Source organism: uncultured Sphingomonas sp. (assembly GCF_937871615.1).
Taxonomy (GTDB): domain Bacteria; phylum Pseudomonadota; class Alphaproteobacteria; order Sphingomonadales; family Sphingomonadaceae; genus Sphingomonas.
Genome location: NZ_CALMPA010000064.1, coordinates 55204 through 68883, shown reverse-complemented (window position 1 = coordinate 68883; position 13680 = coordinate 55204). Strand labels below are relative to the sequence as shown.

Below are 13680 nucleotides of genomic sequence, written 5' to 3'. Positions count from 1 at the left end.
GGGCGCATCGCGCGCGCCAGCCGGTCGTGCGCGGCGCGCACGCGCGGGATCACGCGCGCGCCCGCCTCGGTCGCGCGCATCCCGTCTGGAAGCCGCTCGAACAGCATCGTGGCGAACCGCTCCTCAAGCTTGGCCAGCCCCTGCGCGAGTGCCGGTTGCGACAGGCCGATCGCCTCCGCCGCCGCGCTCATGCTGCCGCGTTCCGCGATCAGCGGCAGCGCGCGCAAATGGCGCAGGTTGAGGTCGAACGGGCGGGTCATCGTGTTGGCGACGTATAGCATAAACTTATCGGTGCATCGCAATTCGGAATTGTGTTTTCTCGATGGGCGAACGAGGTTTCGCGCCCCGTGATGAGGAGAATGAGGATGGCAGGCGTGGTCGTGACCGGGGTGGAGCGCCCCCCACTCGCCATAGTGGACGGCCTCGCCGCCTGCGGCGTCGCCACCGTGCACGAGGCGCAGGGCCGCACCGGGCTGATGGCAAGCCACATGCGCCCGATCTATCCGCGCGCCCGGATCGCGGGCACCGCGGTCACGATTTCCGCCCCGCCGGGCGATAACTGGATGGTCCATGTCGCGATCGAGCAATTGCGCGAAGGCGATGTCCTGGTGCTCGCCCCCACCAGCCCCTGCGAAGACGGTTATTTCGGTGATCTTCTCGCCACTTCCGCGATGGCGCGCGGCTGTCGCGGGCTGATTATCGATGCGGGCGTGCGCGATGTGCGGGATCTTACCGAAATGGGGTTCCCGGTCTGGTCGAAGGCGGTGTTCGCGCAAGGGACGGTCAAGGCTACGCTTGGTTCGGTGAATGTCCAATTGGTCTGCGCCGGCGCGCTGGTCCACCCCGGCGACGTGGTGATCGCCGATGATGACGGCGTGTGCGTCGTGCCGCGCGCCGATGCGGCGGTCGTGCTCGAAAAGGCGCGGGCGCGCGAAGCCAATGAGGAAGCCAAGCGCGCCCGGCTCGCGGCGGGCGAACTCGGCCTAGACATTTATGACATGCGCGGGAAACTCGCCCAGATGGGATTGAAATATGTCTGAGGCGATCGGTGTGCGCTGCATGTGGATGCGCGGCGGCACGTCCAGGGGCGGCTATTTCCTTGGCGAAGACCTTCCCGCCGACGCGGCCGCGCGTGATGCCTTTCTGCTGCGCGTGATGGGCTCCCCCGATCCGCGCCAGATCGACGGGATGGGCGGCGCCGATCCGCTGACCTCCAAGGTGGCGGTGGTGCGCAAGTCGACACGCCCCGGCGTCGATATCGACTATCTGTTCCTGCAGGTCTTTGTCGAACAGGCGATCGTCAGCGACGCGCAGAATTGCGGCAATATCCTTGCCGGAGTCGGCCCGTTCGCGATCGAGCGTGGGCTGGTCGCCGCACAGGACGGGGAAACCCGCGTCGCGATCTTCATGGAGAATACCGGGCAGGTGGCGGTCGCCACGGTGCGGACGCCGGGCGGCACGGTGGCTTATGCCGGCGAGGCTGCGATCAGTGGCGTGCCGGGCACGGCGGCGCCGATCCCGCTCGCTTTCCGCGATACCGCGGGTTCGTCGTGCGGCGCGCTGCTGCCGACCGGCGCGGGCGTGGATCGGATCGCCGGGGTCGCCTGCACGCTGATCGACAACGGGATGCCCTGCGTCGTGCTCAGCGCCGAAAGCGTCGGTGTAACGGGGTATGAGGATCGCGACACGCTTGATGCCGATGCGGCGATGAAGGCGAAGGTGGAGGCGATCCGTCTCGCTGCCGGGCCGCTGATGAACCTTGGCGATGTCACCGCCAAATCGGTGCCCAAGATGATGCTGGTCGCGCGCCCGCGCGAGGGCGGGGCGATCGCGGTCCGCTCGCTGATTCCGCACCGCGTTCATGCCTCGATCGGCGTGCTCGGCGCGGTCAGCGTGGCGACCGCGTGCCTGATCGAGGGATCGCCCGCCCACGCGCTCGCCCGCCTGCCGGATGGACGCAGCAAGACGCTTGGTGTCGAGCATCCGAGCGGCGTTACCGAATGCGTCGTGACCGTGGATGAGACGGGGCAGCCGGTGGAGGCGGGAATGTTGCGCACCGCGCGCAAGCTGATGGACGGAGTGGTGTTCGGATGAGTGATGAGCAGGCAGGCCGCATCCTGAGCTGGACGAACGATCCGTCGAAACCCGGCTTCACTCCGCTGCCCGGCGCGATCGACGCGCATTGCCATGTATTCGGGCCGATGGCGCAGTTTCCGTTCAGCGCGAAGGCCAAATATCTGCCGCGGGACGCGGGCGCTGAGGCGCTATTCGCGCTGCGCGATCATCTTGGTTTCAGCCGCAACGTGATCGTTCAGGCGAGTTGCCACGGCATAGACAATGCCGCGACGCTCCATGCGATCGCGGCGTCCGGCGGTCGGGCGCGCGGCGTCGCGGTGGTCGATCCGGCGATTGGTGACGCCGAACTCGATCGGCTCCACGCGGGCGGGATGCGCGGTGTCAGGTTCAATTTCCTCAAGCGGCTGGTGGATGACGCGCCGAAGGATAAATTCATCGCCGTGTCGCAGCGCATCGCGCGGCTCGGCTGGCATGTCGTCGTTTATTTCGAGGCGGACATTCTGGAGGAATTGCGCCCGTTCCTCGCCGCGATTCCGGTTCCTGTGGTGATCGACCATATGGGGCGCCCCGATGTGTCGCAGGGGCCAGAGGGCGCGGACATGCGCGCTTTTCGCGCGCTGCTCGACAGCCGTGACGATATCTGGACCAAGGTGACCTGCCCTGATCGGCTCGATCCGAAGGGCGCGCCCTATGACGATTTCGTCCGCGCGGTGCGACCGCTGGTGGCGGATTATCCGGATCGCATATTATGGGGAACGGATTGGCCGCATCCCAATATGCAGGACGATATCCCCGACGATGGCGCGCTGGTCGATGTGATCCCGCGCATCGCGCCGACGCCCGAGTTGCAGCGCAAGCTGCTCGTCGATAATCCGATGCGCCTGTATTGGCCGGAGGAAATGTGAGCGCAAAACGCCGGGTCGGCCCGTTCGACGTCAATCCCCTCGCGCTCGGCTGCATGTCGCTGAGCCATGCCTATGGCTCGCCGCCGCCGCGCGATCAGGCGGTGCGGCTGCTCAACCGGGCGCTCGATCTGGGTTATGATTTTCTCGACACGGCAGCACTTTACGGCTTCGGCGCGAACGAAACGCTGCTGGGGGAGGCGATCGGGCATCGCCGGCGGGAATATGTCCTCGCCTCGAAGTGCGGGATGACCGGGGTGGACGGCAAGCGCGTGATCGACGGGCGACCGGAAACCCTGCTCGCGACGATCGAGCAGTCGCTCGCCCGGCTCAAGACCGACGTGATCGACCTTTATTACCTCCATCGGTGGGACAAAAAGGTGCCGATCGAGGAATCGGTCGGCGCGCTTTCGCGGATGGTGGAGGCGGGCAAGATCCGCGCGATCGGCCTCAGCGAAATCTCTGCCGCAACGCTGCGCCGCGCGCATTCGGTGCATCCGATCGCGGCGGTGCAGAACGAATATTCGCCCTGGTCGCGCAATGTCGAACTGGGCGTGCTTGAGGCGACGCGCGAACTGGAGGCGTCGCTGGTCGCCTTCTCGCCGGTCGCGCGTGGTTTTCTGGCCGATGCGGTGCATTCGGCGGATGCGCTTGAGCCGGGCGACATCCGGCGCGCCATGCCGCGCTTCCAGCCGGGCAATCTTGAACGCAATCTCGAATTGCTCGCGCGTTTCCGGGCGCTTGCGGTGGAGGCGGGATGCACGCCGGCGCAATTGTCGCTCGGCTGGGTGTTGTCGCGCGGGCCGCACGTCACCGCGATTCCCGGCACCACCTCGATCGCGCATCTTGAGGAAAATTTCGCGACACCCGCGAGCCTGCCGGCGGGCCTTCTCGATCAGGTCGATCGCTTGATGGCGCCCGAGGCGATCGCCGGCCCGCGCTACCCTGCCGCGACTCAGGCGGAGATCGACACCGAGGAGTTTTCCTGAGGGCCGATCACGGCAGCAGCAGTGACGCGTCTCCATAGGAATAGAAGCGATATTCGTTCACGATGGCATGGGCATAGGCCGCCTGCATCCGATCGAGCCCCATCAGCGCCGACACCAGCATGAACAATGTCGATCGCGGCAGGTGAAAGTTGGTGACCAGCCCGTCGATCCCGCGAAAACGATAACCAGGGGTGATGAAGATCGCGGTGTCGCCTTCAAACGGGTGGATGATGCCGTCCGCGTCAGCCGCGCTCTCGATCAGCCGCAATGACGTGGTGCCGACGGAGATCACCCGCCCGCCGCGCGCGCGCGTGGCGTTGAGGCGATCGGCGGTGGCCTGGTCGATCCGGCCCCATTCGGCGTGCATCACATGATCGTCGGTATTGTCAGCCTTTACGGGCAGGAAGGTTCCCGCGCCGACATGCAGCGTCAGCGTGGTATGGCCGATTCCCGCCGCCTCAAGTGCCGCGATCAGCGCGGGGGTGAAGTGCAGCGCGGCGGTGGGGGCGGCGACCGCGCCGGCCTCACGCGCGAACATCGTCTGATAGTCCTCGGCATCGCGCGCGTCGGTCGGGCGCTTGGCGGCGATATAGGGGGGGAGCGGCATCCGCCCCGCGCGTTCGAGCAACAACTCTACCGGCTCGTCCCCGGCGAAATCGAGCGCGATGCTGCCGTCCGCCGCGCGCTCGCTCGCCATCGCGCTGACGCCTGCGCCGAAATCAATCGTGTCGCCGTCGCGCACCCGTTTGGCGTTGCGGATGAAGGCGCGCCAGCGACGGGGGCCTTCGCGCTTGTGGAGCGTCGCGCCGATCCGCGCCGCGCCGCGCGTGCCCTCAAGCTGGGCCGGGATCACGCGCGTATCGTTGAAGACGAGCAGGTCGCCCGCGCGCAACTCGCCAGGCAGGTCGCTCACCGTCCGGTCCCGCATCCCGTCGCCGCGCACGACGAGCATTCGCGCGGATTCGCGCGGGGAAGCCGGGCGCAGCGCGATCCGCTCCGCCGGCAGGGTGAAATCGAACAGGTCGACGTTCATTTCCGGGCCTCGCGCGGTGGCGCGCGTTACTGCTTCTTCGGCTTCATCGGCGCTTTGGCTGGAGCGGGCTTGGGCGTCGCCCCCGGCAGGGTGACCGGCCCCAGCACGGCGGCGGCGTTCACCGCCGGCGGCGGCCCCGGCTGATAGGCCGGGGGATTGTCGCTCGCGATATAGGCGTGGAGGATGTGCGTGGGGTTTGCCGGCGGCTCGCCGCGTTCGATCCCGTCGACATATTGCATCCCGTCGATCACCCGGCCGAAGACCGTATATTTGTGATCGAGCGAAAGCTTGGGCTGAAGAACGATGTAGAACTGGCTGTTGGCGCTGTCGTCGGACTGCGCGCGCGCGGCGGCGACGGCTCCGCGAACATGCGGCAGATAATTGAATTCCGCCTTCACGTCAGGCAGCGTGGAGCCGCCCGAGCCGTCACCCTTCGGATCGCCGCCCTGCGCCATGAAGCCGTCGATCACGCGGTGGAAGGTCAGCCCGTCGTAGAAATGCTGGCGGGTAAGCGTCTTGATCCGTTCGACCATCAGCGGCGCCACATCCGGGCGCAGCCAGATCGTCACGCGGCCACCGTCCGAAAGATCGAGCAGCCACTGGTTGGTCGTATCGGTCATCGGCGGCGGCGCGGCACGCACCACCGGCGCGGCGGTCGGCACGACCGTATCCTTCTTTTCCTTGGCGATGGCCGGCGCCGACGCGAGCACACCAAGGATCGCTACCACAGCAGTGAAACGCATCAATCGGACTTTCCAGCTCGGTTATCGCGCGCCCCGCGGGGCACACTCAAAAGGGGTGATGCCGTGATCGCCTCCGCCACGACACCATCCCAGTTGCGTCTGGTCCGTAGAGCATAGCGCCGCTTGCGCCAATCTGAACCTTCACACGCCGCGGCGGCCAAGCACCTGCACGCGGGCCAGCACTTCATCGCGCACGCTGGGCGTGACGAACTTGCCGATTTCCCCGCCGAAGATCGCGATTTCCTTCACCAGCCGCGAGGCGATTGGCTGGAGCGCAACATCGGCCATCAGGAAAATCGTCTCGATTGTCGCGTTGAGTTGCTGGTTCATGCCCGCCATCTGATATTCATATTCGAAATCAGCGACGGCGCGCAGCCCGCGCACGATGACGCTCGCGCCTTCGCGCTCGGCAAAGTCCATCAGCAGCGAATCGAAGCTGACGACGCGGATATCGGCGTCGATCGCCGCCACTTCGCGCTCGACGATCGCCATCCGCTCGGGCAGCGAGAACATCGGGGATTTGGACGGGTTGGTCGTCACCCCGATCACCAGCCGGTCGACCAGCTTGGCGCCGCGCCGGATGATGTCCATATGGCCCAGCGTGATCGGATCGAAGGTGCCGGGGTAAACCCCGATGCGGGTGCTCATAACCTCAACGATCCCTTTCCAGCACGTAGCGCGCGATATCGCGCAACAAATCCGCTTCCTGCCCGTAGTGGCGCAGATGCGCGATCGCCTGATCGACCAGCAGCCGGCTGCGCGCGCGCGCCGGTTCCACGCCGAGCAGCGAGACGAAGGTTTCCTTGCCCGCGCCGGCATCCTTGCGCAGCTTCTTGCCGGCAAGCGCCTCATTGCCCTCCACGTCGATCAGATCATCGACGATCTGGAAGGCAAGGCCGATGTCGCGGGCATAGCCGCGCAGGCCCGTTCGCCCCTCCGGCGGCACCCGGCCCAGGATCGCCCCCGCTTCCACGGCGGCAGAGATCAGCGCCCCGGTCTTCATCGCCTGCAACCGGCTGACCGTGGCGAGATCGAATCGCGCGCGCTCGGCCTCAAGGTCCATCATCTGGCCGCCGGCCATTCCGGCTGGCCCGGCAGCGCGGGCGAGATCGAACACCAGCTCGGCGCGGACGAACGGATCGGGATGGGTGGCCGGATCCGCCAGTACCTCGAACGCGAGCGCGTGAAGGCAGTCGCCGGCGAGCGTGGCGGTAGCCTCGTCGAACGCCTTGTGGACGGTTGGCTTGCCGCGGCGCATGTCATCGTCGTCCATCGCCGGGAGATCGTCGTGGATCAGCGAATAGACGTGGATGGATTCCAGCGCGGTGGCCACGCGCGCGGTGTAATCCCGATCGCAACCGAAGATTTGCGCGGTGGCGAAAACGAGCAACGGGCGCAGCCGCTTGCCGCCGCCGATCGCGGCGTGGCGCATCGCGCGATACAGCCCCGCGCGCGAATCGTCGGGGATCGCCAGTAAAATATCGAAACGGGCGTCGATCTCGCGCGCGGTATCGGCCAGTGCCGCCTGAAGCGCGGGAGAAGGGGTCATCCCGCGGTGAACGGCGTGGTGCTGGCGCGGCCTTCCGCATCGAGCCGGATCGCCTCGATCCGTGCCTGCGCCGCATCGAGCCGTTCGGCGCAGCGTGCGCGCAGCGCATTGCCGCGCTCATAAAGGGTGATAGCCTCGGCCAGCGGCGTTTCGCCGGATTCGAGCTTGTGAACGATCGCTTCCAGTTCGCGCAGCGCCGCCTCGAACGTCATGGTGGGGATCGCGTTTTCGTCGGGTGCGGAGGCCATGCACCGGCTATGCGGCAGGGGTTGGCCGGGGGTCAAGGATGATGGCGAACCTCAGTGCGTGTTATACAGCTTCACCAGCACCGACAGGCCGAGGAAGCCCAGTTCGAGCGTCGCGCGCTGGCCCGTCTCCGCCTTTATCACCGAATCGGTCGTCGGCAGGCTGAGCGAGATCAGCGGACGGCGTTCGCCCACGCCTGCGATCAGCAGCGCGGCGGCGATCAGCAATGCGGCGCGACGGCGGCGTTCCATGGCGCTGCCCTTAGCGGATTCGGTGGCTGTGCGAAAGAGTTTCAGGCAGCGATCGGCGCGAGCGCGTGCCGCACGCGATCGCGCCCGGCGGACTTGGCGGCGAACAATGCCTGATCGGCGTCGCGATAGAGCGTTTTCCAGTTCTGTTCGCTGGCGATAGGGCCGATGCAGGTGCCGAGCGAAACGGTGACGCGGATATCGAATGGCATCCGTTCGCTGCGCACGCGGGCCAGCACCTCGCCGGCGAGATCCTGCCCGCAATCGGGCACCAGCAAGGCGAACTCCTCGCCGCCCAGCCGCGCGATCAGCGCGTCGGGCGGCGCGGCGGCGCGCAGCGCGCGCGCCATCACCCGCAGCACCTCGTCGCCGCCATCATGGCCCAGCGCCTCGTTGACCGCCTTGAAATGGTCGATATCGGCCAGCACCAGCAGGTGCGGCTGCGCGCGCCCGATCGCGGCCTGCAGGAAACCACGCCGGTTGAGCAGCCCGGTGAGCGGATCGGCATCCGCCAGCAGTCGCGTGGCGATCACCTTTTCGCGTGCCTCGTCCCGCTCGATCGCGATCACGCGGAAGCGGTAAGCGATCGCCACGCTGGAGATCAGGGCCTCCACCGTCATCGACAGGATGGTCGAATTGTCGAGCAGCAGGCTCCACGAGACGTGATGAAAATGGTCCGCGACCCGAAACCCGGCCAGCACCACCGGCGCGGCCCAGGCGATGGTGAACAGCCACAGATAGTTGCTGCGCTTGCGCCAGGCCTCCCACAGAATGAACGGCACCAGCGCGATCAGCGGCATGAAGCTCACCGCGAAGAGCCGGTCAAGCAAGCTCATCCGCCAGGGAGTCAGCGAAACCACGATCAGCGATGTGGCCAGCAGCGCGATCGACACCCCGGTCGCCGCGCGACCGATCCATCCTTCGAATATCCTGCGTTCGAAGAAGCTGCGCGCGAACGCCAGTGCGCTTGCCGCGGAGATCGAGAGCAACAGGTAATTGATGCGTAGCCGCGTGTTGTTCTCCATGCCGGGGAAGGCCCAGGCCATCGCGCCGGAGGAGGAGAAAGCGTAGAGCATCAGCACGGACACCATCCCGCAATAAGCGAGCTGGAAACCGTGCTTCAGCGCCCCCCACAGCGCGAGATTATACACCAGCAGCGCGAGGCAAAGCCCGCCGAACGCGCTGTAGAGCGAGCCGAGCAGCAGATCGGAGCGCGCGCTTTCGTGCAATGTCGCCAGCCGTGGGCCGACCACGATGCCGCGCAGATTGGCGCTGCCGTCCACTTTCCACAGCAGCCGCGTTATCGGCGCGGCGCGCGCCGGCAGCGGGCGTTCGAAGATCGCGCCCATCCGGATCGAGCGGGTGGCATCCACGCCATCCATGCGATCGGTGAGCACCATGCCATCGGCATAAGCGATGTAGAGCGTTGCCGAATCCTGCCATACGCTCGCCGTGCGGATCGTCTCGGCGCGGGTCGCAAGCCGTGTGGAGCGAACCCAATAGTCGCCCGGGCCGAACTCGGTCTGTGCCCGCGCACAATCATAGCGATCGTCGGCGCGGAGCATCGCGGCGGCGGTGTCGCCCGGACGAACCGGCGCGACGCAAATCGCGATCGGGGTGCCCGCAATGCCTTGCTGCGCCGCTGCCGGCCAGGCCGTCAGCAACGCAACGAGCGCAATCAGCGCCCCGTATAGCAATCTCAAAGTCGTGCGACCCGACATGCCCGTGGCTCTAGCCGCAGCATCCGAACAGATGGTAAATTATTTGAGGTGATGATGGTTTTTTGAGCGATTTCAAGGCAGGTGGAATAGCCTGCCGGCCCGGAAGCCGGCCCGAGCAGGGAAAATTGAGCCGCGATCCGGTGCTCTCGGATCGCAAAACCGCGCTAGCCGGCGATCACCCGATCACGCCCCTGTTCCTTGGCCTCGTAAAGCAGCGCGTCGGCGCGTTTCATCGTGGCCTCGATCAGGCGCTCGTCGGCGGGCAGCGTCGCGATTCCGGCGGAGAAGGTGATGCTGCCCATCGGCTCGTCGGTTTCGCGCAGCCTGAAGTGGCGTTCGCGCAGCGCGAGCCGTGCGTCGTCGACGATCATCCGCGCCACGACGAGATCGGCGCGCAGCACCAGCAGGAATTCCTCCCCGCCCCAGCGCCCGACGAACTGGCCGTCCAGCGATTGCGTGAGGCTTGCCGCGACCGTCCGCAGCACGCGATCACCCACCGCATGGCCATAGCGATCGTTATAGGATTTGAAGCGATCTATGTCGCACATCGCGATCACATGCGGATCGCCGCTGGCGCAGGCGCGGGCGAGATGGGTTTCGATCCCGCGCCGGTTGGGCAGCCCGGTCAACAGGTCGCGCTCCGCGTCGCCCTGCGCGATCTCCAGCTTGTTGCGCAATTCCTCCACCTGCAAGGTGGTCGCGGCGAGTTCACGTTCGGAGCGTTGCGAGCGGGCAAGCGTCGCGACGATCAGTTCCTGCAACAACGCGGCGTCAGTGGCCGGAAAACCGTCGAGCCGAAAGGCGAGTTCGCGGCTGAATTCGCCGGTCGTCGCCTGCGCCGCCGCAGCCAGATCGGCCAGACGCAGCGTCTGATGCCTGAGCGCCTCCGCGTTACGATCGACCTGCGGCGGTGATGCGGCAGGAGGGCGGGGCGAACAGTCAGTCGCTCCGCCACCACAGAAGCTGGCATGAAGCGAATCCGCCTCGGATTGGGTGATCCGCACGCCATCGTCGATGATCGAGAGAATCTTCCGCCCGAGTTCCGTCTGCGCGCCGTTGAGATAGGCAAAGCCGAGCGCGTAATTATGCGGGGTAGGCGGCAGATGCTGGCCGTCGAGAAACGCAATGGTTCGCTCGCTAAGATCTTTGATCGCGTTCATCGGTATATTATAGCTGTGATAGTTAAAGGATAGGTGATGACGGCGCTCGCCATAGACGATTTTGCAATTAACGCGACCGAATATTGCGCGTAGCACTTGCGCGATGCCGCGTCGTCAATTTTCTTTACGGTTCGATCGTGGCGAATGCTCGCAATTGCGTTATGTGCGATCGGCAAAGGTCGCCCGGCGGGGAGCGCCAGGGCGTGGAATGTCATGCGCGCCGGGCGTTGCGGATCGCTGACAGCGCGAAACGGTGCGGCGCGAAATGGCGCCGGCGACGGATCGGGAAGCCCGATCGGTCGCCGGCGTGTGTCAGGTCAGGCCTTGACCTTCTCGACCTTCGGGCCGCCCTTCTTGCGCGGCTTCTTCGGCGCGGCACCGACGATCTCGAACGAGAGCGCGCCATCCTTCAGTTTCACGGTCACCTCGCCGCCGTGGACGAGCTTGCCGAACAGCAATTCCTCCGCGAGCGGCTGCTTGATCTTATCCTGGATCAGCCGGCTCATCGGCCGCGCGCCATAGAGCTTGTCATAGCCCTTGTCGGTCAGCCACTGGCGCGCCGGATCATCAAGCTTGATGTGCACGTCGCGATCGGCAAGCTGGAGTTCGAGCTGGAGGATGAACTTGTCCACCACCCGCGCGACCACCTCCGGCGGGAGATAGCTGAACGGCACGATCGCATCGAGGCGATTGCGGAATTCCGGCGTGAACATCTTCTGCACCGCCTGCTCGTCCTCGCCCTCGCGGGTGAGGTTGCCGAAGCCCAGCGTCTCGCGCGCCATGTCGCTCGCGCCCGCGTTCGTCGTCATGATGAGGATGACGTTGCGGAAATCCACCGTCTTGCCGTGGTGATCGGTCAGCTTCCCGTTATCCATCACCTGCAGCAGGATGTTGAACAGATCGGGGTGCGCCTTTTCGATCTCGTCGAGCAGCAGCACGCTGTGCGGATTTTGATCGACCGCGTCGGTCAGCAGGCCGCCCTGATCGTAGCCGACATAGCCCGGAGGCGCGCCGATCAGCCGGCTGACCGAATGGCGCTCCATATATTCCGACATGTCGAACCGCTGGAGCGGGATGCCCATGATCGAGGCGAGTTGCTTGGCCACCTCGGTCTTGCCCACGCCCGTCGGGCCGGTGAACAGATAGCAGCCGATCGGCTTTTCGGGATCGCGAAGCCCTGCGCGGGAAAGCTTGATCGCCGATGACAGATTCTCGATCGCCCTGTTCTGGCCGAACACGACGCGCTTCAAATCGGTGTCGAGCGTTTCCAGCACCTTCTTGTCGTCGCTGCTCACCGTTTTCGGCGGGATGCGCGCCATCGTCGCGATCACCGCCTCGATCTCCTTGGGGGTGATCGTCTTCTTGCGCTTGGAGGGCGGCACCAGCATCTGCATCGCGCCCACCTCGTCGATCACGTCGATCGCCTTGTCGGGCAGCTTGCGATCATTGATGTATCGCGCCGACAATTCCACCGCCGACTTGATCGCGTCGGGGGTGTATTTCACATTGTGGTGGCTCTCGAATGCCGTGCGAAGGCCCGCGAGGATCTTGATCGTATCCTCCACCGAAGGCTCGTTGACGTCGATCTTCTGGAAGCGGCGCAGCAGCGCGCGATCCTTCTCGAAATGGTTGCGGAATTCCTTGTACGTCGTGGAGCCGATGCAGCGGATCGTGCCGCCCGACAGCGCGGGCTTGAGCAGGTTGGAGGCGTCCATCGCGCCGCCGCTGGTCGCGCCCGCACCGATCACGGTGTGGATCTCGTCGATGAACAGGATCGCGTCGGGCAGTTTCTCCAGTTCGTTGACGACGGCCTTCAGCCGTTCCTCGAAATCGCCGCGATAGCGCGTGCCGGCGAGCAGCGCGCCCATGTCGAGCGAATAGATCACGGCGGGCTTGAGCACGTCGGGCACGTCGCCCTCGACGATCTTGCGCGCCAGCCCTTCCGCGATCGCGGTCTTGCCCACGCCCGGATCGCCGACATAGAGCGGGTTGTTCTTCGAGCGACGGCAGAGAATCTGCACCGTGCGATCCACCTCCGGCCCGCGCCCGATCAGCGGATCGACCTTGCCGGCCTTCGCCTTTTCATTGAGATCGACGGTGAATTGCTTGAGCGCGCTTTCGCCCTTCTGCTTCGTCTCGGGCTTGTCCTTCTTTTCCTCCTCGGCGCCCTTGGGCGTGGCGGCCTCGACAGCGGCGGCGCCCGCGCCCTTGCCCACGCCGTGGCTGATGAAGCTCACCGCGTCGAGCCGGCTCATATCCTGCTGCTGGAGGAAATAGACCGCATAGCTTTCGCGCTCGGAGAACAGCGCGACCAGCACGTTGGCGCCGGTCACCTCGTCGCGCCCCGAGGATTGGACGTGGAGGATCGCGCGCTGGACGACACGCTGGAAGCCGCTGGTGGGGGAAGGATCGGTCGCGGCCTCCACCTTCAGTGCGCCAAGCTCGGTATCGAGATAATGCGCGACGGTGGTTTTCAGCTCGGGTAGGTCGACGCCACACGCCGCCATCACCTGGCTGGCATGTTCGTCGTCGATCAGCGCGAGCAGCAGGTGCTCCAGCGTCGCATATTCGTGGCGGCGGGTGGAGGCTGCCTCTAGCGCCTTGTGCAGCGTGGTTTCGAGTGCGCTGGCAAAGGATGGCATTACGATACTCCTGACAGGCCACGACACATGCGCGGCCCCTTTCCCATTATGTCGGAAGGAAAGGCCCCCGCATCAAGCGCCGGAAATTCCGCACCGGGAGCGACAAACCGGCCCGATGCGCCAGCGATCATCGCTTGAATAGCGCGTCTGCGCTTGCGCGATGGTTAACGGCGCCTTCGATCTTGCGGCGGCAGCGCGTGATTTCGCCTTCCAGCGCCACAACCCGCGCTTCCAGCTCGGCCACCGACAGGCGATCGAGATCCTCGCGCAGCAGCGCGGTCAGCGGATCGTCGGGCCGCGGCCCAAGGATGTCGTCCAGGTCCATCCGCGAAGCGTTGACCCCCGCCGGGGCGAAGTCAATAAGCGAGCTG

At 65.8% G+C, this 13680-nt stretch carries 15 protein-coding genes; 4 read left to right on the top strand and 11 right to left on the bottom strand.

All coding sequences use genetic code 11. The features are described from left to right. Positions 1–260: LysR family transcriptional regulator (locus Q0316_RS17730; RefSeq protein ID WP_298674752.1), on the bottom strand; the 260-nt coding region annotated here is incomplete at its 3' end. Positions 261–365: 105 nt separating this feature from the next. Here Q0316_RS17730 and ligK point away from each other — a divergent pair. From ligK to Q0316_RS17710, 4 genes are read left to right on the top strand one after another with little or no spacing between them, the layout of a single operon-like run. Next, positions 366–1040 (top strand): 4-carboxy-4-hydroxy-2-oxoadipate aldolase/oxaloacetate decarboxylase, encoded by a 675-nt coding sequence (ligK, locus tag Q0316_RS17725; protein ID WP_298674749.1) that lies wholly within the window; start codon positions 366–368, stop codon positions 1038–1040. Continuing rightward, complete coding sequence (locus tag Q0316_RS17720; protein ID WP_298674747.1) at positions 1033–2094, top strand: 4-oxalomesaconate tautomerase; 1062 nt, start codon at positions 1033–1035, stop codon at positions 2092–2094. The genes ligK and Q0316_RS17720 overlap by 8 nt, the downstream gene beginning before the upstream one ends. Continuing rightward, positions 2091–2981 carry an amidohydrolase gene (locus Q0316_RS17715; protein ID WP_298674744.1) on the top strand — a complete coding sequence of 297 codons (891 nt, stop codon included), beginning with the start codon at positions 2091–2093 and terminating at the stop codon, positions 2979–2981. Before Q0316_RS17720 ends, Q0316_RS17715 begins: the two co-directional genes overlap by 4 nt. Then, positions 2978–3967: an aldo/keto reductase gene (locus Q0316_RS17710; protein WP_298674741.1), complete on the top strand. Its 990-nt coding sequence runs from the start codon at positions 2978–2980 to the stop codon at positions 3965–3967. The genes Q0316_RS17715 and Q0316_RS17710 overlap by 4 nt, the downstream gene beginning before the upstream one ends. 7 nt (positions 3968–3974) lie before the next feature. Here Q0316_RS17710 and queA read toward each other — a convergent pair whose 3' ends face one another. The 10 genes from queA to Q0316_RS17660 all read right to left on the bottom strand — a co-directional run bounded on the left by queA (position 3975) and on the right by Q0316_RS17660 (position 13634). Then, on the bottom strand, positions 3975–5000 hold the full coding sequence (queA, locus tag Q0316_RS17705) for a tRNA preQ1(34) S-adenosylmethionine ribosyltransferase-isomerase QueA (RefSeq protein WP_298674738.1): 1026 nt from the start codon (positions 4998–5000) through the stop codon (positions 3975–3977). A gap of 26 nt (positions 5001–5026) precedes the next feature. Beyond that, the gene (locus tag Q0316_RS17700) at positions 5027–5743 is read right to left on the bottom strand and encodes a peptidylprolyl isomerase (protein ID WP_298674735.1); all 717 of its coding nucleotides are present in this window, start codon (positions 5741–5743) and stop codon (positions 5027–5029) included. Positions 5744–5884: 141 nt separating this feature from the next. Continuing rightward, positions 5885–6391: a pantetheine-phosphate adenylyltransferase gene (gene coaD, locus Q0316_RS17695; protein WP_298674732.1), complete on the bottom strand. Its 507-nt coding sequence runs from the start codon at positions 6389–6391 to the stop codon at positions 5885–5887. Positions 6392–6395: 4 nt separating this feature from the next. Beyond that, positions 6396–7292, bottom strand: coding sequence for a polyprenyl synthetase family protein (locus Q0316_RS17690; protein WP_298674729.1), 897 nt, complete (start codon positions 7290–7292; stop codon positions 6396–6398). Next, positions 7289–7540 (bottom strand): exodeoxyribonuclease VII small subunit, encoded by a 252-nt coding sequence (locus tag Q0316_RS17685; RefSeq protein WP_298674725.1) that lies wholly within the window; start codon positions 7538–7540, stop codon positions 7289–7291. The genes Q0316_RS17690 and Q0316_RS17685 overlap by 4 nt, the downstream gene beginning before the upstream one ends. Positions 7541–7591: 51 nt before the next feature. Next, entirely contained in the window at positions 7592–7789 is a 198-nt protein-coding gene (locus tag Q0316_RS17680; RefSeq protein WP_298674723.1) for a hypothetical protein, read from the bottom strand. 41 nt (positions 7790–7830) lie between these two features. After that, positions 7831–9507, bottom strand: coding sequence for a diguanylate cyclase (locus Q0316_RS17675; RefSeq protein ID WP_298674720.1), 1677 nt, complete (start codon positions 9505–9507; stop codon positions 7831–7833). Between the two features lie 164 nt (positions 9508–9671). Next, on the bottom strand, positions 9672–10667 hold the full coding sequence (locus tag Q0316_RS17670) for a GGDEF domain-containing protein (protein ID WP_298674717.1): 996 nt from the start codon (positions 10665–10667) through the stop codon (positions 9672–9674). Between the two features lie 317 nt (positions 10668–10984). After that, entirely contained in the window at positions 10985–13309 is a 2325-nt protein-coding gene (gene clpA, locus Q0316_RS17665) for an ATP-dependent Clp protease ATP-binding subunit ClpA (RefSeq protein WP_298674715.1), read from the bottom strand. Between the two features lie 127 nt (positions 13310–13436). After that, a complete protein-coding gene (locus Q0316_RS17660; RefSeq protein ID WP_298674712.1) occupies positions 13437–13634 on the bottom strand; it encodes a DUF1192 domain-containing protein in 198 nt (65 codons plus the stop codon). Positions 13635–13680 lie beyond the last annotated feature (46 nt).